Genomic DNA, 22664 nt, shown 5'->3' on the forward strand with positions numbered 1-22664 from the left:
CGGGCCACCCTATCGCGGGGCCGGAAGCCGCCTCGGCTCCGGCCCGCGCGGGCGGATCACGGCTCGAGGATGCTCAGGTGCCGCTCGGCCGGCGTCGGCCGCTTCGGCCCGCCGATCTTGCCGTCGGGCCGGCCGACGTAGAGCCAGCCGAGGAGCTCCTCGCCCTTCTCCAGGCGGTGCGCCTTCCGCACGGCCTTGGCGCGGGTGTACGAGCCGGTGCGCCAGAAGACGCCCCACCCGGCCTCGTCGAGCAGCAGGCTGAGCAGGTGCGCGACGCCCGAGGCGACGGCCTCCTGCTCCCAGGCGGGCACCTTCGACTTCTTCACGCTCACGACGACCGCGAGGAGGAGGGAGGCGCGGTGCGTCTTCTCGATGTGCTTGCGCGCGTCCTTCTTGTCGCCGGACGCGGCGGCGAAGCTGCGCCCGATGCGGTCGCGCGCCGCCCCGCGGATCTCGATGACCCGCCACGGCCGGAGCGAGCTGTGGTCCGCGAGCCGCGAGGCGGCCGAGACGTACGCCGCGATCTCCTCGTGCCCCGGCGCCTCCGCGGTCACCTTCGAGCGGGAGCGCCGGGCCAGGACGGCCTCGAGCACGGGAGTCGCGGCCACGGTCACTCGCCCTCGGTCGTGAAGTTCATCGCGATCGAGTTCATGCAGTAGCGGTCTCCCGTGGGCGTGCCGAAGCCGTCCGGGAAGACGTGACCCAGGTGCGAGCCGCAGTTGGCGCAGCGGACCTCGGTGCGGACCATGCCCAGGGTGCTGTCCTCGATGAGCTGCACCGCGTCGGGGCGGATGGACTCGTAGAAGCTCGGCCAGCCGCAGCCGGAGTCGAACTTGGTGCCGCTCTTGAACAGCTCGGCGTGGCACGCCGCGCAGGTGTAGAGCCCCTCGCGGTGCTCGTCGAGCAGCTCGCCGGTCCACGGGCGCTCGGTGGCGGCCTGGCGCAGCACCGAGTACTGCTCGCGGTCGAGCTCCTCGCGCCACTCGGCGTCGGTCTTGTTCACGGAATACGACGACATGGGTCTCCCTAGGAATCCTGGTCAGTGTACGGGGGAGGGCGCTCCCCTCTCCTCTCGTAAACTCTCCGCCGTGCAGCTGAATTCCGTGATCTCGAAGGCGTGGAGCGAACTCACGACCGAGGAGGTCTACGCGTTCGCGCGGCTGCGGACCGATGTGTTCCTGCGCGAGCAGCGGGTCGACGACGAGGAGCTCGACGGCCGCGATCTGGAGCCGACGACGCGGCACTGGTGGATCGCCGACGAGCGCGGCACGGCCGCCTACCTCCGCACCCTCCGGGACGAGCGGCCCGAGCACCGCGACGCCCACCGGGTGATCGGGCGGGTGGTGACCCGGGCCGACCGACGCGGGGAGGGCCTCGCCCACCGGCTGGTGAGCGCGGTCCTGGAGCGCCACGGGGACGAGCCGCTCCTGCTCCACGCGCAGTCGTACATCGCGGGCCTCTACGCGCGGTCGGGCTTCGAGCCGTTCGGCGACGAGTTCGACGAGGCGGGCATCCCGCACATCGGCATGTACCGGAGCGCCTCAGCCGCCGCCGAGCCGTCCCTCCCTACTGTGGAGGGATGAGCAGGGCCACGGACGTCGAGCGCAGCACGGGCTCCGTCCTGTCCGAGCGGGACCGCCGCGTCCTCGAGTTCGAGGGCGAGTGGACGGCCCGCGCCGGGGACAAGGACGACGCGATCCGCGAGAGGTTCGGCCTCTCGGTCGCCCGCTACTATCAGGTGCTCAGCGCGGTTCTGGCCTCACCGGCCGCCCTCGCGCACGACCCGATGCTCGTCAAGCGGCTGCAGCGCATCCGCGACGGGCGCGCCGGCGCCCGCGCCGCGCGCCGCCTCGGGCGCCCCGAGTAGGCGAGCTGCTCGGGCCCACGAACGGAAGGCCGGCCGTACCGACGATGACCACCACCGCTCCGAAGGACCGCTTCGACGAGATCCCGGCCACCGAGGGCCGCGTCGGCGCCCACCGCCGCCCGCCCGCCCCGCACGCCCGCGCGGTCGCGCTGGCCTGGGCGGCCCTGGCCACCGGAGTGATCGTGCTGCTCGGCTTCATCGGACTGCTGGTGATCGACAACCGGGTGCAGTTCAACGACGTCTTCACGCCGCCCACCGGCATCGCCGAGACGGAGGCGACCCCTGCGGTCACCCCCACGGTCGACCCGGCCCTCGCGCTCGCGGTCCTGAACGGGACGGCGACGGCGGGCCTCGCCGCGAACGCCGGGGACGCGCTGGCCGCGGCGGGCTGGAGCGTGCCCACGGTCGCGAACGCGAACACCGAGGAGGAGACGGCCACGACGATCTACTACACCGACCCCGCGCTCGAGGGCGCGGCGCTCGGTGTCGCTCAGTCGCTCGGCGTCGGCACGCCGGCTCTGACGCAGGACTTCGTCGAGACCGGATCCGTCGTCGTCGTGCTCGGCTCGGACTATCCGCCGCAGTAGCGCGGCGGCGCGGACGCCCCCGGAGCACCCCCTCGGGGCGTGTCCCGGGGGCGTTCTGTTTCCGGCACGTTTAATTCATGTTGAATCCCGGACAACTCTTTCCCACGGGCGCTTTCCGCCCCATTCCGGGCCGAAACGCTGGCTTATGCTCCCTAATCAGGCACCTGCGCATCGCTCGTGTCGCAGGCAGCACAGCACTTTGGGAGTGAGAGATGGCGAACGGAACCGTCAAGTGGTTCAACTCTGAGAAGGGCTACGGCTTCATCACGGTCGACGGCGGCGGGCAGGACGTGTTCGTCCACTACTCCGCCATCGACATGTCGGGATACAAGGTCCTCGAAGAGGGCCAGCACGTCGCGTTCGAGGTCGGCACCGGGTCCAAGGGCCCGCAGGCCGAATCGGTGCGCGTGGTCTGAAGCCCCCGCCCTGCCTGGAGCCGTCGTCCGCCTCGTGCGGGCGGCGGCTCCTCGCGTTGCGCCAGGCGCCGGCGTCACTTGCACTCCTCCCGGGTGAGTGCCAGAATCGCTGTTGGCACTCGCTCCAGTCGAGTGCCAACGACGGAATTCCCCTGACGTCCGGGAGGGACGAAGAACACACATGGCCAAGATCATTGCTTTTGACGAAGAAGCCCGCCGCGGCCTCGAGCGTGGACTCAACACCCTGGCCGATGCGGTCAAGGTGACCCTCGGCCCGCGCGGCCGCAACGTCGTGCTCGAGAAGAAGTGGGGAGCCCCCACCATCACGAACGACGGCGTCTCGATCGCCAAGGAGATCGAGCTCGACGAGCCGTACGAGAAGATCGGCGCCGAGCTCGTCAAGGAGGTCGCCAAGAAGACCGACGACGTCGCCGGCGACGGCACCACCACCGCGACCGTCCTCGCCCAGGCGCTCGTCCGCGAGGGCCTGCGCAACGTCGCGGCCGGCGCCGACCCGATCAGCCTGAAGAAGGGCATCGAGAAGGCCGTCAAGGCCGTCACCGCCGAGCTCGTCGCCGGCGCCAAGGCGATCGAGACCAAGGAAGAGATCGCGGCCACGGCCTCCATCTCCGCCGCGGACCCCGAGATCGGCGCGATCATCGCCGAGGCGATCGACAAGGTCGGCAAGGAGGGCGTCGTCACCGTCGAGGAGTCGAACACCTTCGGCACCGAGCTCGAGCTGACCGAGGGCATGCGCTTCGACAAGGGCTACCTGTCGCAGTACTTCGTCACGGACCCCGACCGCCAGGAGGCCGTGTTCGAGGACCCGTACATCCTGATCGTCAACTCCAAGGTCTCGAACATCAAGGACCTCCTCCCCGTCGTCGACAAGGTGATCCAGGCGGGCAAGCAGCTGCTGATCATCGCCGAGGACGTCGACGGCGAGGCGCTGGCGACCCTGGTCGTCAACAAGATCCGCGGCATCTTCAAGTCGGTCGCCGTCAAGGCCCCGGGCTTCGGCGACCGTCGCAAGGCGCAGCTCCAGGACATCGCGATCCTCACCGGTGGCCAGGTCATCTCCGAGGAGGTCGGCCTCAAGCTCGAGAACGTCACCCTCGACCTGCTCGGCTCGGCCCGCAAGGTCGTCATCACCAAGGACGAGACCACGATCGTCGAGGGTGCCGGCGACGCCGAGGCCATCGCCGGTCGCGTCGCGCAGATCCGCGGCGAGATCGAGAACACCGACAGCGACTACGACCGCGAGAAGCTCCAGGAGCGTCTCGCGAAGCTCGCCGGTGGCGTCGCGGTCATCAAGGCCGGAGCTGCGACCGAGGTCGAGCTCAAGGAGCGCAAGCACCGCATCGAGGACGCCGTCCGCAACGCGAAGGCCGCCGTCGAGGAGGGCATCGTCGCCGGTGGTGGCGTCGCCCTCATCCAGGCCGGCAAGCTCGCCTTCGAGAAGCTCGAGCTGGTCGGAGACGAGGCGACCGGCGCGAACATCGTCAAGGTCGCAATCGACGCGCCGCTCAAGCAGATCGCGCTGAACGCCGGTCTCGAGCCGGGCGTCGTCGCCGCCAAGGTCCGCGAGCTGCCCACCGGACACGGCCTCAACGCCGCGACCGGCGAGTACGTCGACCTGATCGCCGCCGGCATCATCGACCCGGTCAAGGTCACGCGCTCCGCTCTGCAGAACGCGGCCTCGATCGCCGGTCTGTTCCTCACCACGGAGGCCGTCGTCGCCGACAAGCCCGAGCGGAACCCCGTCGCCGCAGGCGGAGACCCCACGGGTGGCATGGACTTCTAGTCCGACCCGCACCACGCAGAAGGCGGTTCCCCTCCGGGGGAGCCGCCTTCTGCGTTTCCGGGCGGCGTCATCGGCGAGCAGACGGTCGAGGACGCCGCCGGCGGGTCAGAACGCGAACAGGCGCGCGTTGGCCTCCTCGGTCTCCGCGTACTGCTGCCCCGCCGTCCCCAGGGCGAGCGCGATCGACTCGAGCCCGTCGTCGACCTGCCCCTGCGTGGTCCGCCAGAGGCCGACCACTCCCTGGAACGCGGTCGAGGCCTGCCCCGTCCACGAGCTCTCGAGGCCGGTGAGCAGAGCGAGCATGCCGGCCACCTCGGCGCGGATGCGGTCCGCGGAGCCGTGGATCGAGCCGCTCGCGGTGCTGATCGCGTCGCTGTCGGTCTGGAAATGGGTCATGTCAGGTCCTCTCACTCGGCCGCGCCGGTCGGCGCGTGGGTGAGAACCTAGGGCGGACCGCGTCGGCCGCGCGAACCGTCAGGCCGCAGCTGGGGACGGATCGCCGTCCGGGTCGACGGTGAGGAGAGGCAGGGCGACCCGGAAGGTGGCGCCGCCGCCCGGAGTCTCGACGACGTCGACCCGGCCCTTGTGCGCCGCGACGATGGAGGAGACGATCGCGAGCCCCAGGCCGCTGCCGCCGGTCTCGCGGGTGCGCGAGGTGTCGGCGCGCCAAAAGCGCTGGAAGATCTTCTCCCGGATCTGCGGCGGGATGCCCTCGCCGTGGTCGATGACCTCGAGGAACGCCAGCCTCCGCGCGCGGTCGACGGCGACGCCGACCTCGATCGGGGTGTCCTCGGGGGTGTAGCGGACGGCGTTGCCGATCAGGTTGGTCAGCACCTGGCGGATCTTGTTCTCCTCCGCCATCACGAGAGCCGGGACGCCGACCTGCTCGGGCTCGGGGGCGGTGCCCGCCGCGAGGTCCTCGGCCGGGACGCGGCGCGGGCGGCGGCGGAAGCGCGCCAGGCGTGCGCCGGCGGCCGCGATCGGTCCGGTGAGCCCGGCGGCGGCGGGAACCTCCATGGTCTGGGTCGCGGTGCCGGACGGCTCGTCCATCTCGAGCGCGGGCGTCTCGACGGGGGTGTCGTCGCGGGTCTCGACTCCGAAGTCGCGGTCCGGCCAGGAGGCCATGGCGTCCATCGCGGCGTCGCGGGCGAGCGGCATCAGGTCGACGGGGGAGAGGGCGAGCGGCTTGGTCTCGTCGAGGCGGGCGAGCTCGAGGAGGTCCTCGACGAGGCCGCCCATCCGGATCGCCTCCTTCTCGATGCGCTCCATCGCCTGGCCGACCGCCTCGGGCGTCTGCAGCGCGCCCATCCGGTAGAGCTCGGCGTACCCGCGGACGGAGACGAGGGGGGTGCGCAGCTCGTGGCTCGCGTCGCCGACGAAGCGGCGCATCTGGTCGATGGTGCGGGCGCGGTCGCGGAAGGCGCTGTCGATGCGCACCAGCATCGCGTTCAGCGAGCGGTTGAGGCGGCCGACCTCGGTGTTGGGCGTGGTGCCGTCCAGGCGCTGGCTGAAGTCGCCGTCGGCGATCGCGGCGGCGGTCTGCTCGACCTGGCGCAGGGGAGCGAACGTCGTGGTGACGAGCAGGCGCGTCAGCATCGCGCCGATGACGACGATCGCGACGCCGAACCCGAGGAAGATCGTCAGGTAGATCGTCATGATGTTGTCGATGTCGCGCGTCGACGTGGCGAGCAGCAGCGTCTGGTAGTCGTTCCCGCGGGAGTACACCGTCGAGACGGCGTGGTACTCGATCCGGTCGTTGACGCTCATCAGCGCCTTCGGCTCGCTGGAGGCGCTCAGGGCGTCCTCGATCGAGTAGCGCGAGGGGAAGGCGGGGTCGGTGCCCTGCCCGGCGTTCGAGTAGACGAGCTTCCCCGAGGAGTCGTACACGGCGCCGTAGTAGTCGTCCGACTCGGAGAACTGCGAGACCCCCTGCGCGGAGAGGTCGGTCGCCACCTTCTGCACCTTGTCGGCCAGCTGCGCGTCGAGCTGAGCGACGAGCTGCGGCTTCAGCATCGTCATCGTGCCGATGCCGGAGACCAGCAGGCCGAGCGTCAGCAGGAGGACGGTGACGGCCGTGATCTTCGTGCGCAGCGAGATGGAGTTCCACCGCTCGGCCAGACCCTGGTGCATGGCGGTGGAACTCCCTCGAAGTCGTGAGGGCGCCCGCCCCCTCACGGGGCCGGCGCCGGGGCGGCGGAGGTCAGACCTTCGCGACCTTCAGCATGTATCCGAATCCTCGCTTGGTCTGGATGAGCGATTCCTCCGAATGCGTGTCGAGCTTACGTCGCAGGTACGAGATGTAGGACTCGACGATGCCCGCATCGCCGTTGAAGTCGTACTCCCAGACGTGATCGAGGATCTGCGCCTTGCTGAGCACCCGGTTGGGGTTGAGCATCAGGTAGCGCAGCAGCTTGAACTCGGTCGGGCTCAGCTCGACCGGCTCGTCACCGACGAGGACCTCGTGCGTGTCCTGGTCCATCGTGAGCTCGCCGGCGCGGATCACCGCGTCCTCCTCGGCGTGCATCGTGCGGCGGAGGATCGCCTTGATGCGTGCCACGATCTCGTCGAGGCTGAACGGCTTGGTGACGTAGTCGTCGCCGCCGACGGTGAGACCGGTGATCTTGTCCTCGGTGTCGTCCTTCGCCGTGAGGAAGAGGATCGGCGAGGTGTAGCCGGCGGAGCGCAGGCGCTTGGTGACGCCGAAGCCGTTCATGTCCGGCAGCATCACGTCGAGGATGATGAGGTCCGGCTCCTCCTCGAGGACTGCGGAGATCGCCTGAGCACCGTTGCCCACCGCGCGCACGGCGAAGCCGGCGAAGCGGAGGCTCGTGGTGAGCAGGTCGCGGATGTTGGGCTCGTCGTCGACGATGAGAATGCGGGGTCCGTCCATGCGGACAGTATCTGCGCGTGGCCTGGATGAAGTCTGGGAGTCGCGTGACCGGTTGCTCGTCGAGGGCTCGGCGCGGCCGGAGAGGTCTCCGCTAGGAGGAACGGCGGCGGCGGACGCCGACCACGAGCATCGCGATCATCATCAGGAAGGCAATCGGCAGGCCGACGAGCGGCAGCGCGAGGACGAACTGCCAGAGGCTCCCGCTGTAGTCGCGGACGCCCATCATCGGCGCCACCAGGACGGCGATGAACGCGATCACCGTCACGACGATGATCGCGACGAACATGTAGGCGAGCACGCGCTCCGCGCGTCCGATGCCCGCGGGCTGCTGTGGCTTCACGGGTCAAGGATAGGGCGGGTGCCGTCCTCTAAACTGATGGCTGCTTCATTTCCAGGAGGGGTTCTGCATGCCTACCGGCAAGGTCAAGTTCTACGACGAGGAGAAGGGCTTCGGCTTCATCAGCACTGATGACGGCCAGGAGGTCTTCCTGCACGCTTCCGCGCTGCCCTCCGGGACCGCGGTCAAGGCCGGCACCCGCCTCGAGTTCGGCATCGCCGACGGCAAGCGCGGTGCGCAGGCCCTCTCGGCCCGCATCATCGACACCCCGCCCAGCATGGTCAAGCTCAGCCGCAAGTCGGCCGACGACATGTCCGTGATCGTCGAGGACACGGTCAAGCTGCTCGACGGCATCGGCACCGGCCTCAAGCGCGGCCGCTACCCCGACAAGGCCCACGGGCGCACCATCGCGACGCTGCTGCGCCGGGTCGCGGACGAGCTCGATGCCTGACGCCGGCGAGACGACCGGCGATCCGTCGCCCGAGAACGACGAGACTCCGGACACCGGGTCCGAGGCCCCGACCGAGGGTCCCGTGGACTCGCAGGACGGCGTCCCGGCATCGCGCACTCCCGCGCCGGCGGTCTGGAGCGACGAGATCGACGAGGAGGACGAGGACGACTCCGACGAGGACTCCGACTCCGAGTCCGACGACGGAGGAGAGTCGGACGCCGGGTCCGCAGTGGCCGCCGGAGAGCCGGAGCCCGCGCCCGTGTACGAGCTCGACGCCGTCCTCGCCGCCTCGGAGGACCGAGCGCGCGAGGCGCTCCTCGACATCACGACCGCCGACACGATCGGCGACCTGGTCGCGACGCTCGCCCAGGGGGAGCACGTGGTCTCGCTGCAGTTCACGAACCTGATGCGCGGATACCCGGGCTGGCTCTGGACGGCGACGCTCTCGAGGATCGACGAGTCCGAGGACGTCAACGTCCTCGAGGTCGAGCTGCTGCCGGGCGAGGGCTCGGTGCTCGCGCCCGACTGGGTGCCGTGGTCGGTCCGGCTCGCGGACTACCGCGCGGCGCAGGACGCCAGCGGTGAGCGCGACGAGACCGAGGACGACGAGTACGACGACGACACCGTCGTCGACGGTGACGCGGCGGAGGCGGACGAGGACGAGATCCTCGACGACGACGAGGCGGACGACGACGACGTCCCGGACGACGAGGACTCGGACGACGACGACTCCGACGAGGAGGACTCGGACGACGACGACGACACCGACGACGAGGACTCGGACGAGGACGACTCGGACGGCGAGGACGCCGGCGCCGAGGACGGGTCGGGAGCCTCGGCCGCCGGTCGACGCGGCGGCAGCGGTCGCGGACGGCGGCGCCGCCGCCGGTGAGGATCCGGTCGAGCGGGGACGCCCTCGCTCGGCCACGGCGCGGGCCGCGCGCACCGCGCGCGCGGACGCCGGTGGATCAGCGGCGGTTGCGGCTGTAGAACAGGCCGATCGTGCCGAGCACGACGCCGATCACGACGGTCGACAGGACGAGCGGCGGCACGGTCGCGCCGGCCGCCGCGGCGATCAGCACGCCGACGAGGGCGAGCACCCAGACGATGCAGCCCACGAGGAGCGCCGTCGCGTCGTCGGAGGCGTAGGGCGGGGGAGCGGGGCGGCGCTCCTCCGGACGGAGCCAGAGCCTCATCCCGCGCCTCCCCGTTCCCCGGTCGCTCAGTCGGCCAGGCGCTCGACGACGTGGTCGATGCAGCCGAGCAGCGAGCGGACGTCGTCCGGCTCGATGGCGACGAAGGTCGCCACGCGGAGCTGGTTGCGGCCGAGCTTGCGGTAAGGCTCGGTGTCGACGATGCCGTTCGCGCGCAGGATCTTCGCGATCAGCGCGGCGTCGACGGAGGCGTCGAAGTCGACGGTGGCGACGACCTGCGAGCGGTGCTCGGGCACCTCGACGAACGGGGTCGCGACCGGCGAGGCCTCGGCCCAGTCGTAGATCGCCGACGAGGACTCGAGGGTGCGCGCCGACGCCCAGGCCAGTCCGCCGCTCTCGTTCATCCACTGGAGCTGCGACTCCATCAGCAGCAGCGTGGAGAGGGCGGGGGTGTTCAGCGTCTGGTTCATGCGCGAGTTGTCGACGGCGTTCTGCAGGCTCAGGAACTCGGGGATGTAGCGGCCGCTCGCCGCGATCCGCTCGATCCGCTCGATCGCGGCCGGCGAGAAGAGGCCGAACCAGAGGCCGCCGTCCGAGGCGAAGTTCTTCTGCGGGGCGAAGTAGTAGACGTCGGCCTCGGCCGCGTCGAAGTCGATGCCGCCGGCGGCGCTGGTCGCGTCGATCACCGTGAGGGCGCCCTCGTCGGCGTGCACGCGGCGGACGGGCGCCATGACGCCGGTGGAGGTCTCGTTGTGCGGCCAGGCGTAGACGTCGACGCCCTCGAGGATCTCGACCTCGCTGCGCGAGCCGGCCGGGGCCGAGACGACGTGCGCGGGCTCGAGGAACGGCGCGGACGCCGCCTTCGCGAACTTCTGGCCGAACTCGCCGAAGGTGAGGTTCTCGGCGCGGCGGTCGATCAGCGAGAAGGCGGCCGCGTCCCAGAAGGCGGTGGAGCCGCCGTTGCCGAGCAGGACCTCGTAGCCCTCGGGGATGCGGAAGAGCGTCGCGAGGTGCTCGCGCACGGAGCCGACCAGGTTCTTGACCGGAGCCTGCCGGTGCGAGGTGCCGAGGAGGTGCGCGCCCTGCGTCGCGAGGTGCGCGAGCTGGTCGTGCCGCACCTTGGACGGGCCGCAGCCGAACCGTCCGTCGTGGGGGAGGAGCTCGCGAGGAATGGTGACGTCCGGCATGCGTTAATACTAGGGTTCCCGGCCCGCCCCGCCTTCGACCATCGGAGGCCCTGCGCCCTGCCCCGTCGCCGATGACGGGACACGGTGCCCAGTAAGGTTGTGCGCGCTGAGACCGGAAGGCTGAGATGACGGATCTGATCGACACGACCGAGATGTACCTGCGCACCATCCTGGAGCTGGAGGAGGAGAACATCATCCCCCTCCGGGCCCGCATCTCCGAGCGGCTCAGCCACTCGGGCCCCACCGTCTCGCAGACCGTCGGCCGGATGGAGCGCGACGGCCTCGTCGTCGTCTCCGGCGACCGCCACCTCGAGCTGACCGGCGACGGACGCCGCAAGGCGATCCACGTCATGCGCAAGCACCGCCTCGCCGAGCGCCTCCTCCACGACGTCATCAAGCTCGACTGGGAGTTCGTGCACGAGGAGGCCTGCCGCTGGGAGCACGTGATGAGCGAGCAGGTGGAGCGCCGACTCCTCGAGATGCTCGACCACCCCACCGAGTCGCCCTACGGCAACCCGATCCCGGGGCTCGACGAGCTGGGGGACACCCCGGCGTCGCGCTTCGCGGACGGCGTCATCAGCATCCCCCGCTTCGTCGCCGGCTCGGCCGAGCCGCAGCGCGGCACCGTGCGCCGGCTCGGCGAGCCCGCGCAGGTCGACCCGGAGCTGCTGCTGCAGCTCAAGCAGGCGGGCGTCGTCCCCGGGGCCGAGGGCGAGTTCTCGGCGCTCAACGGCTACGTGCTCGTGCGCATCGACGGCGCGGAGGCGGGCATCGAGCTGCCCAACGAGGTCGCTGCGCACATCTTCCTCGTCAGCTGAACGTCCGCTCCACGCGCACTACAGCATCGGGGGGTCGGAGCGGGACACGATCTCGTCTCCGGTTGGTGACAAATCGGTAACGGTCGCTTACGCTCTGTGGAGCCCTGCGCCCGAACCCCGGTCGTGAGGCGCGGGGTCCGACGTCCCTTCCCGTCTCGGACTCCGTGAACGCCGATGCTTCGCGCACTCGAGACGGGACAGCTGCCTGGGCTGGCGGGACGTCGGAGGTCCTCCCCCTTGCCCCAGAACCCCACCACCCCCGCCGGTTCCCCCGACCGGTTCCGCTCCACCCACCCGGACAGCCCCCGCAACGCGTCCTCCTTCGAGAACCGTCCGCCGGTGATCCGCGCCCGCTACACCGACGAGGCGCCCGTGGCCCGCCGCGCCGTGCCGACGGCGCCGTCGCGCCAGGCCGACGTCACCGACTTCGTCCCGACGCCGGCCGGCTCGCCGCGCAAGCGCAGCCGCGGCCGCACGATCGGCAAGGTCGCCATCGTCGGATTCGCCGGAGCGCTCGTGGCGACCATGGCGCTGCCCGCCTACGCCTTCTCGCCCGGCACCGAGAGCGACGGGCTGTTCGCCGCCTCGCAGGCCGACCTTCTGCGACAGGGCGACGCGCAGACCGTCGCCGTCGCCGGGGGAGTGGTCCAGGCCGCGATCGCCCGGGACGGCTTCACCGCCGAGGCCGCGCCGCCGCCGCCCGAGCCGGAGCCGGTCGTCGAGCCCGTCGTCGACACCACCGACGTCGCCGAGGCCCGCGCCGAGACCGCGGAGAGCTTCAACTCCTACGAGGGCGCCTCGGCCAGCGAGCTCGCGGCGAGCGCGCCGAGCACGAGCTACAGCCTCTCCGCCGTCTTCAACACGGCGCTGCAGTACCAGGGCGTGCCCTACGTCTTCGGCGGCGCGGACCCGAGCGGCTTCGACTGCTCCGGTCTCGTCATGTACGTCTTCGCGCAGTACGGCATCTCGATGCCGCACTCGGCCGCGGGTCAGGCGGCCATGGGCACGCAGATCCCGGTGTCGGAGGCGCAGCCCGGCGACCTGGTGATCATGCCCGGCCACGACGGCTTCTACGCGGGCAACGGCAACATCCTGCACGCGCCGTACGAGGGCGCGAGCGTCCGCGTGCAGCCGATCTGGACGAGCAACTACACGATCGTCCGCATCTCCGGCTGACGCGCTCCGCGTCCGCTCGGCTCGAGAGCCCGTCCCCTCACCGGGGCGGGCTCTTCCGCGTTCCCGGCAGTGCCGGCCCGCCGCCCACCGTGTGAACTGCGCATGACGAAATCCCCGGTTCCTCTGGTGTTCCGGGCGCGAAGGGTTAATCTGAACCTCAGTCCGCTCGCGTGGCGAGCGGAGCGATTCGTCGAGGGACGGAGTGCCGGGATGGCCGAGCGGAACGGGCACCACTGCGTGGGGCTGCGTTCGCGCGTGCGGCGGACCGACGCGATCCGGGCGGGGATTCTCCTCGCCGCACTCCACTCCGCCGACACTCGGATACGGCACCACGTCACCGTGCGGCTCTGCGCCGCGGCCTCGAAGGGCGCCGTCATCACGACGGCGCCCTTTCGCGTGGTCGCGGCGCCTCCGTGCAGCGGCGTGCGACAGCACGGAGGTCACTGATGCGCACACTCGTCCTCAACGCCGGCTACGAGCCGCTGGCGGTGGTGTCGTTCAAGCGGGCGCTGGTGCTGCTGATGACCGAGAAGGCGATGATCATCGTCGCCGACGAGGAGCACCCGGTGCACGGAGCGACCGGCGACTACGTCCGGCCCTCGGTGATCGTGCTGACGCGCTACGTCCGCATCCCGAGCTCGCGGAGCGTGCCGGTCTCGCGCCGCGGGGTGCTGCGGCGCGACAACCACCGCTGCGGCTACTGCGGCCAGCACGCCAACACGATCGACCACATCCAGCCGAAGTCGCGGGGCGGGCGGGACACCTGGGAGAACCTCGTCGCCTGCTGCCACCGCTGCAACAACGTGAAGAGCGACCGTACGCCGCTGGAGATGGGCTGGCAGCTGCGCTCCGTGCCGCGGATGCCGCGCGCCGGGTCCTGGCTCGTGCGCGGTGCCGAGCGCACCCAGCCCGAGTGGGACGACTACCTGACGGCTGCGGCTGCCTGACCCCCGCCGCGAGATGCCACTTGTGCACGCCCGACACGGCGTGTCGCGTGCACAAGTGGCATCTCGCGGAGTGCGGGGCTACTCGTTGTCGCCGCCGGTGGCCTCGGAGGCGTTGCCGGAGCGGGAGCCGGACCAGGTCCAGTTCGCGACCTCGGGGATGTCCTCGCCGTGCTCGCGGGTGTGGGCGCGGGCGCGGATCCGGGCGTCCTGCATCTCCTGGCGGAGGCCCGCCGCCTTCGCACCGAGGCCGGGGGTGCGGTCGATGACGTCCATCACCAGCGAGTAGCGGTCGAGGTCGTTGAGCATCACCATGTCGAACGGCGTGGTGGTCGTGCCGTTCTCCTTGTAGCCGCGGACGTGCAGGTTGCCGTGGCCGGTGCGCTTGTAGGTCAGGCGGTGGATCAGCCACGGGTAGCCGTGGTACGCGAAGATCACCGGGCGGTCGGGCGTGAAGACCGCGTCGAACTCGCGGTCCGAGAGGCCGTGCGGGTGCTCGGACTCTGACATCAGCCGCATCAGGTCGACGACGTTGACGGTGCGGATGGCGAGGTCGGGGAGCGCCTCGCGGAGGATGCTGACGGCCGCCAGGGTCTCGAGGGTCGGGACGTCGCCGGCGCAGGCCATCACCACGTCGGGCGACTCGCCGCGGCGCTCGCTGCTCGCCCACTCCAGGATGCCGAGGCCGCGGGTGCAGTGCGTGACCGCCTCCGCCATGGTGAGCCAGGCGGGAGCGGGCTGCTTTCCGGCGACGACGACGTTGACGTAGTCGACGCTGCGGAGGCAGTGGTCGTAGACGGAGAGCAGCGTGTTCGCGTCGAACGGCAGGTAGACGCGGACCACCTCCGGCTTCTTGTTGACGACGTGGTCGATGAAGCCCGGGTCCTGGTGGCTGAAGCCGTTGTGGTCCTGCCGCCAGACGTGGCTGGAGAGCAGGTAGTTGAGGCTCGCGATCGGGCGGCGCCACTCGATGTCGCGGGTGCCGTCGAGCCACTTCGCGTGCTGGTTGAACATCGAGTCGATGATGTGGATGAAGGCCTCGTAGCAGGTGAAGAGCCCGTGCCGGCCGGTGAGCAGGTAGCCCTCGAGCCAGCCCTGGCACTGGTGCTCGGAGAGCACCTCCATCACGCGGCCGGCGCGGGCGAGGTGGTCGTCGAGCGGGCTGAGCTCGGCGTTCCACTGCTTGTCGGTCGCGGCGTAGACGCTCTGCAGGCGGTTGCTCGCGACCTCGTCGGGGCCGAAGATCCGGAAGTTCGTCGGGTTCTCGCGGACGACGTCGGCGAGCCACTCGCCGAGCACCTTCGTCGCCTCGGCGACGGTGCCGCCCGGCTCGTGCACGACGACCTCGTAGCGGCGGAAGTCCGGCAGCCGGAGGGTCTGACGCAGCAGACCGCCGTTGGCGTGCGGCGTCGCGCTCATCCGCAACTCGCCCTCGGGGGCGAGCGAGCGCACGCGCTCGGCGATCCCGCCCTCCTCGGTGAAGAGCTCCTCGGGCCGGTAGGAGCGCATCCAGGTCTCGAGCAGGCGGGTGTGCGCCTCGGTGTCGCGGGCGTTCGCGAGCGGGACCTGGTGCGCGCGGTAGGTGCCCTCGACCTGCACGCCGTCGATCTCGGCGGGGCAGGTCCAGCCCTTCGGGGTCTTCAGGATGATCATCGGCCAGGCCGGGCGGGCGAGGTCGCCCTCGGCGGCGCGCGCCTTGATCGCGGCGATGCGGTCGAGCACGGTGTCGAGGACCGCGGCGAAGCGCTCGTGCACCCGCATCGGGTCCTCGCCGTCGAAGCCGCCCTCGACGGTGAACGGCTCGTGGCCGTAGCCGCGCATGAGGCTCTCGAGCTCCTCGTGCGGGATGCGGGCGAGAACGGTCGGGTTGGCGATCTTGAAGCCGTTGAGGTGCAGGATCGGCAGCACGACGCCGTCGGTCGCGGGGTTCACGAACTTGTTCGAGTGCCAGCTGGTGGCGAGCGGGCCGGTCTCGGCCTCGCCGTCGCCGACCACGGCGGCGACCAGCAGGTCCGGGTTGTCGAAGGCGGCGCCGTAGGCGTGGCTGAGCGAGTAGCCGAGCTCGCCGCCCTCGTGGATGCTGCCGGGAGTCTCGGGGGCGGCGTGGCTCGGGATGCCGCCGGGGAAGCTGAACTGGCGGAAGAGGCGGCGCAGGCCGTCCTCGGTCTCGTCGATGTGCGAGTAGATCTCGCTGTAGGTGCCGTCGAGGTAGGCGTTGGCGACCATGCCGGGTCCGCCGTGGCCGGGGCCGGTGATGTAGAGGGTGGGCTGCGCGCGCTCGGTGATCGCGCGGTTGAGGTGCGCGTAGATCAGGTTGAGCCCGGGAGTCGTGCCCCAGTGGCCGAGCAGGCGCGGCTTGATGTGCTCCCTCGCGAGGGGCTCGCGCAGCAGCGGATTGGCGAGGAGGTAGATCTGGCCGACCGCGAGGTAGTTCGCGGCGCGCCACCAGGCGTCGATCGTGTCGAGGGTGGCGGGGTCGAGCGGACTGTCGTCGCGGGCGGCCCAGACGTGCTGAGCAGCGGCGGTGGTGTGGGATGCGGCCATGCTGCAACGCTCCCAGGCGAGCGCGCGGGGCGGAAGGGCCTTGCGGGTGGCGGGGCGCCGTCCGGACGGGGCTGCTCGCCGCAGAACATCAGCTGAGAAGGGAGGGCATCGCTCCTCAGCGGATGCCCCCCTCTCTCAGCTGATGTTCTGCGGCCGGATCAGCCGCGCGGGGTGGCTCGGCGGAGGATCAGGGCGCCGAGGACCGCGGACAGGACCGTCGGGACGAGCAGCAGGGCGAAGGCGCCCGTGAAGCCGATCGCCTCGAAGGCGAGCCAGACCGAGTCCCAGCTGTCGGTGAGGGTGAACAGGGCGACCAGGCCGACGATCAGCGCGCCGAGGGCGAGGAAGAAGACGGTCATCCCCGTGGCCCGCCAGCGGACGAAGACCGCGGCGACCGCCGAGCCGGCGAAGAAGAAGAAGAGGAAGAGGCTGAAGGTCGCGAAGGTCTGGGCGAGCCAGGAGACGTCGCTGTAGGCGGCGGCGCGGAACATGTAGCCGCCGAGCCCCCAGCCGTTCGTCGCCTGCTCGAGCGCGGACATCGTGGAGTAGAGGACGGTCCAGGCGGCGGACAGGCCGACGAAGGTCAGCGCCGTGCCGAGGGAGTAGTCCCGGCGGGTCGAGCCGTAGCCCAGCGCGAGGGCGAAGGTGACATTGGTGGCCTGGACGGCGACGACCAGCATGTAGATGAAGATGAAGGTCGTGCCACCGGTGATCTGCACGCCGGAGTCGCCGCCGGCGGCCGGGACGCCGACCATCCGCAGCACGAGCAGCCAGATGATCAGGCTGCCGACGAAGATCGCGCCGAGGATCGCGAGCGGGGTGGCGAGCAGCGTCGCCGGATTCGCGAGGTGCAGGCGGACGATGCTGAGCAGGCGGTGGCGCGCGACGGAGCGCTGCGGGGCGAGGGCGGTCATGAGGCGGCCTTTCCGGTGGTCAGCTGGACGACGAGCTGCTGGAGCGAGACGGGCTCGAGCTCGAGGCCGCGGTGGCGGGCCTCGTCGCGGTCGGCGGTGCCGAGGTGGGGGAGCGTCGCGGTGGCGAGGCCGCCGACTCCGCTGCGGGAGAGGACCTCGCGGCCCTCGGTGAAGGAGTCGACGGCGGCGCGGCTGCCGGTGACGGTCGCGGCGGCTCCGCGGAGCTCCTCGGTGTCGCTGTCGACGAGGAGGCGGCCGTCGTCGATGACGAGGACGTGCTCGAGGAGGCTGCTGACCTCGTCGATCAGGTGGGTGGAGAGGACGACGGTGCGCGGGTGCTCGGCGAAGTCGGCGAGCAGGCGGTCGTAGAAGAGCTGCCGGGCGACGGCGTCGAGGCCGAGGTACGGCTCGTCGAAGAAGGTCAGCGGGGCGCGGGAGGCGAGGCCGACGATGACGCCGATCGCGGAGAGCTGGCCGCGGCTGAGCTTCTTGACGCGGCGCTCGAGCGGGAGGCGGAAGTCGACGACGAGCTGCTGCGCGAACTCCTCGTCCCAGCCCTCGAAGAACCAGCGGGCGCTGCGGAGGACGTGCTTGACCTTGAAGTCCTCCGGGTACTTCTGGCTCTCCTTGATGAAACAGGTGCGGGAGAGGACGGCGGCGTTCTCGACGGGTGCCTCGCCGAAGACGCGGATGCTGCCGGTGCTCGCGAACTCCTGGCCGGTGAGCAGCGACATCAGGGTGGTCTTGCCGGCGCCGTTGCGGCCGAGGAGGCCGTGGATCCGGTTCTCCTCGAGGGTGAAGCTGACGTCGGCGACGGCGTGCATGCTGCCGTAGTGCTTGCTGAGGCCGGCGACCTCGATGACCGCGCTCATCGCGATCCCCCTTCGATGTCGGTGATCATGGCGGTGAGCTGCTCGCGGGTGAGGCCGAGCTTGGCGGCCTCTGCGAGGAGCGGTGCGACGAACTGGTCGCGGAACTGCGTGCGGCGCTTCTCGACCAGGCGGTCGCGCGCTCCCTCGGCGACGAACATGCCGATCCCCCTCTTCTTGTACAGGACGCCCTCGTCGACGAGCAGGTTCACGCCCTTGCCGGCCGTGGCCGGGTTGATGCGGTGGAACGCGGCGAACTCGTTCGTCGACGGGACCTGGTCCTCCTCGGGCAGCGCGCCCGCGATGATGTCGTTCTCGATCTGCTCGGCGATCTGCAGGAAGATCGGGCGGGAGTCGTCCATGGGGCTCCTTCCCTCGGTGTCGGTGCTTCGTGGTGTGTTGGTTCGTTAGTGCAGTAACTAACCAACCATGCAGCTCGTTCCGTGTCAAGAGCGACGGCACCGGGTGATCGGTACACTGGACGGCACCGGCCTCTGTAGCTCAATGGAAGAGCGACTCCGTCCTAAGGAGCAGGTTGGGGGTTCGAGTCCCTCCAGGGGCACCACTGCTCTTCTCTCCGTGAGTTGCGACCGGTCGTCCGCAGGACCCCGTCCAGCGGCACGTCGGCTGCGTCTGCAGCGCTCCGGTGGCCACGCTCGATCCAGCACTGTGATGCGGCATCAGGCGCCAGGCCGGCGTTGCTGAGGGAAGCTCGCCTACTGTCGTCTGCAGACACAGCGGGTTCCTCGGTCAGTGGTGCGCCGTCCGCCGTCGGCGGAGGTGCGGATGCGCTGGACGGGGCGCGGCGGGAGTCGGCCGGTGTGCGGTGGGCGCCTGGCGTGGCTGCGCTCGCCGATCGTCCCGCTCGCGCTCCTCGCGTTCGGGGTCTACTCGGTCTACTCGATCTCCCGGGCCGACCAGCTGCTCACGGCGGGGTACGACCTCGGCATCTTCGACCAGGCGGTGCGGGCGTACTCGCAGTTCCGTCCGCCGCTCGCGCCGCTGAAAGGCGATGGCTTCAACCTTCTCGGCGACCACTTCCATCCGATCCTCGTCGTTCTCGCTCCGCTGTACTGGATCTGGGACGACGCGCGGGTGCTGCTCAAAGCGCAGGCCGCGCTGGTCGCCTGCTCCTCCGTCTTCGTCTGGCGCGTCGCCCGCCGGAGCGGGGGAGTGTGGGCGAGTTGCCTGCTGGCCGTCGGGTATCTCCTCGGCCGGCCTTTGCAGTCGCTGGCCGACTTCGACTTCCACGAGGTCGCGTTCGCGGTGCCGGTCCTCGCCTGGGCGGTCGACGCCTTCGACATCAGGAGCGATCGCCAGCTCGTCGCCGCGTCGGCGGTCCTCCTCCTGATCCGGGAGGACATGGGGGCGGTGGTGCTGATCCTCGGCCTGCTGCGAGTGGCGAGGAGACCCAGGATCGTCGGGGTGCTGCTGGCGTGTTCGGGGGCAGCGGCGTTCGCGGTCGTCGTCGGGGTGGTGATCCCCTCGATCGGCGGACGCGGGTACGCCTACTGGGACTACGGAGCGCTCGGAGCCGACGGGGGCGAGGGGGTCCGGACGATGCTCGGGCAGCCGTGGATCGCGATCGGGCTCTTCTTCACGCCGATCGTGAAGACGATGACGCTTCTGGGGCTGATCTCACCCCTCCTCCTGCTTCCGCTGCTCTCGCCGGTGTCGCTGCTCGCGCTGCCGCTCCTCGCCGAGCGGTTCCTGTCCGACCGGCCCGCGCTCTGGACGAACGGGTTCCACTACGACGCGCCCGTCTGGGTCGTGCTGGTCCTGGGCGCTGTCGACGGCGGAGGGCGGCTTCTGCGGCGTCTTCCGTCCTCCGTGGGGAGAGCTCGGGTGGCGCTGGTCGTCGGCGCGGTCGTCTGCGCCGTGCCGGTGATCGGGACGATCGTGTGCCACGACGACGAGGCCTTCCCGTTGGCGCGGATGGTGACCGGCGAGGCGTGGACGCGGTCGCCGCATCGGAGAGATCAGGTCGCTGCGGTCGAGAGGGTGCCGGCGAGCGCGTGCGTCGCGGCCGACGACCGGCTCGTGCCGCTGCTGACGCGGAGCAACCGGGTGTCGCTGCCTGGCGTCCTCAGCCGGCCGCCCGACTTCGTCCTCCTGGACCTGACTCAGGAGAATGCGGGGTCGGTGCGCGGACTGGACCTGCGGACGACCGCGATCCGCGACCACGCGCTGACGGACGGGTATCGCGTCGTGGCGAGGCTCGGCGAGGTGGAAGTCCTCGAGTCGGCCGAGTACCGGGGGCCGTCCGTCGAGTGCGCACGGTGACCGGGTCGGCTCGGTGATCGGCTCAGCGCAGCGCCTCGCCGTGGAACTCGGCGCGGTACTCCGAGGGGCTCGTGCCGTTGATCGCGCGGAACTGGCGGGAGAAGTAGAAGGCGTCGGAGTAGCCGACGGCGCGGGCGATGTCGGCGATCGAGGCGTCGGTGGTGATCAGCAGCTCGCGGGCGCGGGCGCTGCGCAGGCGCTTGACGTACTCGACGGCGCTCATGCCGGCGGCCTTCTTGAAGAGGGCGGAGAAGTGCGAGGTGCTCATGCCGGCGAGGGTCGCGAGCTCGGTGATGCTGGTGGGGGAGTCGAGGTGCTCGCGGAGGTGGTCCTGGGCCATGCGGATCCGGTCGCCCGACTCGAGGGTGCCGCGGGTGCGGTCGGAGGCGAGCTGGGCGAGGAGGTTCCAGGCGGCGCCGCTCGCGGCGTAGAGGCTCGAGTCGGTCTCGTCGCGCTCGAGGGCGGCGACGGCGTGCTCGATCAGGGTCCTCGCGGAGAAGGCGTCGCGCGCGGTGACGACGGGGGACGTCCGCTCGTGGACGACGGCGGAGATCAGGGCGGCGGCATCGGCGCCGGCGACGTGCAGCCACCAGATCGTCCACGGGTCGGCGAAGTCGGCCCAGTAGCGGTGCGGGGTGCCCGCGGCGATGACGGCGACCTCGCCGGGGTCCACCCGGGCGGTCGAGTCGGCGATCGAGACCCAGCCCCGGCCGGCGGTGCAGAGGATCACGACGGCCTCCCGCGTGCCCTCGGGACGGCTGCGGCCGTGAGCGGCGGCATGCGGGAAGTGTCCAGCATCGGTCACCAGCAGGCGCTCGGTGATCGGGGCCGCGAGCGCCTCGGCCACCCGCGGTTTCGGGAGGACATGCAGGCGCTGGCCGAGGAAGCCGTCGGGGATCAGCATGCCGACGAGTGTAGGTCAGGGCAGAGGATCGTCCAGCTTTTGGCGTGCAACGTTTCATTGGTCGGCGCTCCGCGCGTGCTTAGGCTTTCGGCATGCTCACTGCGGAGTACCCCTCGTCCCCCTACCAGCCGGTGCCGCTCGCGGATCACCTCCCCGAGCGCCTCACCATCACCCTCTGGGACTTCTCCTGGTACGTGCGCACCGGGCCGGGCGAGCCCTTCGAGGACCTCGACGCGGCCTTCGCCGGTGCCGTCGAACGGGGGTACAACACGATCCGCATCTGCGCGATGCCGTTCCTCCTGTTCGGGTCCGGGCTCGACACCCGGGAGCTCCGGCTCGGGCCGCTCGGCGGCTCCTACGCGCAGCGGGTGCGCTGGTACGACGTCGCCGAGCCGACCGTGATCGACGGCCGCGCCCACCTCCTCGCGCTGTTCGCGGCGGCGAAGCGGCACGGGGTGTTCGTCATCGTCTCGTCCTGGGAGTACCAGCAGTCCTCCTCCTTCGCGCTCGAGCGCGACTGGTTCGACGCGCTGATGGCGGTGCCGCCGGAGGACCGCGCCGAGCGGCTCGCCGAGGCGCAGGCGGCGCTCGTCGGCTTCCTCGCGGAGCACGACCTCGACGACCGGATCGCCTTCGTCGAGCTGCACAACGAGGTGCAGGCGGGGCACCTCACCGAGGGGCTCGACTACGACCGCGCCGACCTCGACGCGGCGACGCTCGCCCTCACCCCGCGCCTCACGCGCGGCATCGACCGGTTCCACGAGCTGACCGACGGCGTCCCGTGCTCCGTCAACTACGCGCACGTGCCCGTCGGCGGGATGCGCGGGATCCCGTGGAACTCGGACGTGCTCGTCCTGCACCCCTACATCTACGGCGTGCTGAACGAGTTCATCGCCGCCTTCGCGTTGCGCAGCCCGATCGAGGAGTTCGAGCAGGACCTCGCCGCCGAGGCCTTCCTGCTCGAGGGCGCCCCGCCCATCGCCGAGTGGACGCTCCCCGCCGAGGACCAGTGGAAGCTGACCGCGACGATCGTCGGCAAGGGCGAGATCTACGCGCACGACTGGGGCGACGCCGAGCGGATCGACCGCTGGCTGTACGAGCGCTACGGCGCGCACCACCTCGAGATGCGCTCGACGCTGAGGATCTGGATCGCCGTCGCCGCCGACCACGCCGCCCTGCGCGGCGTGCCGCTCGTGTTCGGCGAGGGCTGGGTCGGCTACACGCCGCTCGAGGGCCGCTTCGAGGAGGGGCCGATCGGCGCCGAGTACTGCCGGCTCGCGATGCGCGAGTCGCGGCGGGTCGGCGCCCGGGGATCGATCGTCTGCTCGAACGGCGCACCCCAGCACCCGATGTGGGACGACGTCGCCCTGCAGCGCGAGTGCAACGAGATCTTCGCCGCGCCCGCGTAGGCGGACCGGCGACGGCACGACCAGCACGACCGCACGACCAGCACGACCGCACGACCGTACGACGGCACGACAGAAGGACCGGCACCACAGCACAGCACGGCCCCCGGCAT

The 22664-nt window shown here is 70.9% G+C and carries 25 protein-coding genes and 1 tRNA gene; 13 read left to right on the forward strand and 13 right to left on the reverse strand.

What is annotated here, in order from left to right; translation table 11 throughout:
• Window positions 1–56: 56 nt before the first annotated feature.
• On the reverse strand, window positions 57–614 hold the full coding sequence (locus C1I64_RS01545) for a nitroreductase family protein (protein ID WP_127885982.1): 558 nt from the start codon (window positions 612–614) through the stop codon (window positions 57–59).
• Window positions 611–1018, reverse strand: a complete 408-nt coding sequence (msrB, locus tag C1I64_RS01550; protein WP_123445164.1) for a peptide-methionine (R)-S-oxide reductase MsrB — start codon at window positions 1016–1018, stop codon at window positions 611–613. The genes C1I64_RS01545 and msrB overlap by 4 nt, the downstream gene beginning before the upstream one ends.
• 70 nt (window positions 1019–1088) lie before the next feature.
• Between msrB and C1I64_RS01555 the strand changes: the two genes are divergently transcribed.
• The 5 genes from C1I64_RS01555 to groL all read left to right on the forward strand — a co-directional run bounded on the left by C1I64_RS01555 (window position 1089) and on the right by groL (window position 4674).
• On the forward strand, window positions 1089–1583 hold the full coding sequence (locus C1I64_RS01555; protein WP_243582848.1) for a GNAT family N-acetyltransferase: 495 nt from the start codon (window positions 1089–1091) through the stop codon (window positions 1581–1583).
• Entirely contained in the window at window positions 1580–1867 is a 288-nt protein-coding gene (locus tag C1I64_RS01560; protein ID WP_127885983.1) for a DUF3263 domain-containing protein, read from the forward strand. The genes C1I64_RS01555 and C1I64_RS01560 overlap by 4 nt, the downstream gene beginning before the upstream one ends.
• A 44-nt stretch (window positions 1868–1911) precedes the next feature.
• Window positions 1912–2454, forward strand: a complete 543-nt coding sequence (locus C1I64_RS01565; RefSeq protein ID WP_123702370.1) for a LytR C-terminal domain-containing protein — start codon at window positions 1912–1914, stop codon at window positions 2452–2454.
• A gap of 212 nt (window positions 2455–2666) precedes the next feature.
• Window positions 2667–2870 (forward strand): cold-shock protein, encoded by a 204-nt coding sequence (locus tag C1I64_RS01570; protein ID WP_123445168.1) that lies wholly within the window; start codon window positions 2667–2669, stop codon window positions 2868–2870.
• A 181-nt stretch (window positions 2871–3051) separates the two neighbouring features.
• Window positions 3052–4674 carry a chaperonin GroEL gene (groL, locus tag C1I64_RS01575; RefSeq protein ID WP_123445169.1) on the forward strand — a complete coding sequence of 541 codons (1623 nt, stop codon included), beginning with the start codon at window positions 3052–3054 and terminating at the stop codon, window positions 4672–4674.
• Window positions 4675–4779: 105 nt separating this feature from the next.
• Here the strand turns inward: groL and C1I64_RS01580 are convergent, their stop codons facing one another.
• The 4 genes from C1I64_RS01580 to C1I64_RS01595 form a co-directional block, all read right to left on the reverse strand.
• A complete protein-coding gene (locus C1I64_RS01580) occupies window positions 4780–5070 on the reverse strand; it encodes a WXG100 family type VII secretion target (RefSeq protein WP_127885984.1) in 291 nt (96 codons plus the stop codon).
• 78 nt (window positions 5071–5148) lie between these two features.
• Window positions 5149–6804, reverse strand: coding sequence for a sensor histidine kinase (locus C1I64_RS01585; protein ID WP_123445171.1), 1656 nt, complete (start codon window positions 6802–6804; stop codon window positions 5149–5151).
• Window positions 6805–6874: 70 nt separating this feature from the next.
• Window positions 6875–7564 (reverse strand): response regulator transcription factor, encoded by a 690-nt coding sequence (locus tag C1I64_RS01590; protein WP_085475163.1) that lies wholly within the window; start codon window positions 7562–7564, stop codon window positions 6875–6877.
• 91 nt (window positions 7565–7655) lie between these two features.
• Window positions 7656–7904 (reverse strand): hypothetical protein, encoded by a 249-nt coding sequence (locus C1I64_RS01595; RefSeq protein ID WP_243582849.1) that lies wholly within the window; start codon window positions 7902–7904, stop codon window positions 7656–7658.
• A 67-nt stretch (window positions 7905–7971) separates the two neighbouring features.
• Here C1I64_RS01595 and C1I64_RS01600 point away from each other — a divergent pair, with 67 nt between their 5' ends.
• Complete coding sequence (locus tag C1I64_RS01600; protein WP_123445172.1) at window positions 7972–8352, forward strand: cold-shock protein; 381 nt, start codon at window positions 7972–7974, stop codon at window positions 8350–8352.
• Entirely contained in the window at window positions 8345–9244 is a 900-nt protein-coding gene (locus C1I64_RS01605; RefSeq protein ID WP_127885985.1) for a DUF3027 domain-containing protein, read from the forward strand. The genes C1I64_RS01600 and C1I64_RS01605 overlap by 8 nt, the downstream gene beginning before the upstream one ends.
• Window positions 9245–9320: 76 nt before the next feature.
• On the opposite strand, the gene C1I64_RS01610 is transcribed toward C1I64_RS01605, so the two are convergent.
• Together C1I64_RS01610 and serC are read right to left on the reverse strand one after the other, a co-directional pair.
• A complete protein-coding gene (locus C1I64_RS01610; protein WP_127885986.1) occupies window positions 9321–9548 on the reverse strand; it encodes a DUF2530 domain-containing protein in 228 nt (75 codons plus the stop codon).
• Window positions 9549–9574: 26 nt separating this feature from the next.
• Window positions 9575–10693 carry a phosphoserine transaminase gene (gene serC / locus C1I64_RS01615; RefSeq protein WP_127885987.1) on the reverse strand — a complete coding sequence of 373 codons (1119 nt, stop codon included), beginning with the start codon at window positions 10691–10693 and terminating at the stop codon, window positions 9575–9577.
• Between the two features lie 125 nt (window positions 10694–10818).
• Here serC and C1I64_RS01620 point away from each other — a divergent pair, with 125 nt between their 5' ends.
• The 3 genes from C1I64_RS01620 (at window position 10819) to C1I64_RS01630 (ending at window position 13634) form a co-directional block, all read left to right on the forward strand.
• Window positions 10819–11511, forward strand: a complete 693-nt coding sequence (locus C1I64_RS01620) for an iron-dependent transcriptional repressor DtxR (protein ID WP_123445176.1) — start codon at window positions 10819–10821, stop codon at window positions 11509–11511.
• Between the two features lie 237 nt (window positions 11512–11748).
• Window positions 11749–12687 carry a C40 family peptidase gene (locus C1I64_RS20705; protein WP_279397302.1) on the forward strand — a complete coding sequence of 313 codons (939 nt, stop codon included), beginning with the start codon at window positions 11749–11751 and terminating at the stop codon, window positions 12685–12687.
• A 446-nt stretch (window positions 12688–13133) separates the two neighbouring features.
• The gene (locus C1I64_RS01630) at window positions 13134–13634 is read left to right on the forward strand and encodes an HNH endonuclease (protein WP_123445178.1); all 501 of its coding nucleotides are present in this window, start codon (window positions 13134–13136) and stop codon (window positions 13632–13634) included.
• 78 nt (window positions 13635–13712) lie between these two features.
• Here the strand turns inward: C1I64_RS01630 and C1I64_RS01635 are convergent, their stop codons facing one another.
• The 4 genes from C1I64_RS01635 to C1I64_RS01650 form a co-directional block, all read right to left on the reverse strand.
• Complete coding sequence (locus C1I64_RS01635) at window positions 13713–16175, reverse strand: phosphoketolase family protein (RefSeq protein ID WP_127885988.1); 2463 nt, start codon at window positions 16173–16175, stop codon at window positions 13713–13715.
• A 158-nt stretch (window positions 16176–16333) separates the two neighbouring features.
• Window positions 16334–17089, reverse strand: a complete 756-nt coding sequence (locus C1I64_RS01640; protein ID WP_123445180.1) for an ABC transporter permease — start codon at window positions 17087–17089, stop codon at window positions 16334–16336.
• Window positions 17086–17961 (reverse strand): ABC transporter ATP-binding protein, encoded by an 876-nt coding sequence (locus C1I64_RS01645; protein WP_127885989.1) that lies wholly within the window; start codon window positions 17959–17961, stop codon window positions 17086–17088. Before C1I64_RS01645 ends, C1I64_RS01640 begins: the two co-directional genes overlap by 4 nt.
• Window positions 17958–18320: a GntR family transcriptional regulator gene (locus tag C1I64_RS01650; RefSeq protein ID WP_123445182.1), complete on the reverse strand. Its 363-nt coding sequence runs from the start codon at window positions 18318–18320 to the stop codon at window positions 17958–17960. The genes C1I64_RS01645 and C1I64_RS01650 overlap by 4 nt, the downstream gene beginning before the upstream one ends.
• 128 nt (window positions 18321–18448) lie before the next feature.
• On the opposite strand from C1I64_RS01650, the gene C1I64_RS01655 reads away from it, so the two are divergent.
• Window positions 18449–18523, forward strand: a tRNA-Arg gene (locus C1I64_RS01655).
• 254 nt (window positions 18524–18777) lie between these two features.
• Window positions 18778–20241 carry a DUF2079 domain-containing protein gene (locus C1I64_RS01660; protein ID WP_164874416.1) on the forward strand — a complete coding sequence of 488 codons (1464 nt, stop codon included), beginning with the start codon at window positions 18778–18780 and terminating at the stop codon, window positions 20239–20241.
• Window positions 20242–20263: 22 nt separating this feature from the next.
• Here the strand turns inward: C1I64_RS01660 and C1I64_RS01665 are convergent, their stop codons facing one another.
• Window positions 20264–21145 carry an AraC family transcriptional regulator gene (locus C1I64_RS01665; RefSeq protein ID WP_243586334.1) on the reverse strand — a complete coding sequence of 294 codons (882 nt, stop codon included), beginning with the start codon at window positions 21143–21145 and terminating at the stop codon, window positions 20264–20266.
• Between the two features lie 92 nt (window positions 21146–21237).
• Here C1I64_RS01665 and C1I64_RS01670 point away from each other — a divergent pair, with 92 nt between their 5' ends.
• Window positions 21238–22554: a cellulase-like family protein gene (locus tag C1I64_RS01670; RefSeq protein ID WP_127885991.1), complete on the forward strand. Its 1317-nt coding sequence runs from the start codon at window positions 21238–21240 to the stop codon at window positions 22552–22554.
• The last annotated feature ends 110 nt before the right edge of the window (window positions 22555–22664 follow it).

It is taken from the genome of Rathayibacter festucae DSM 15932 (assembly GCF_004011135.1).
GTDB lineage: Bacteria > Actinomycetota > Actinomycetes > Actinomycetales > Microbacteriaceae > Rathayibacter > Rathayibacter festucae.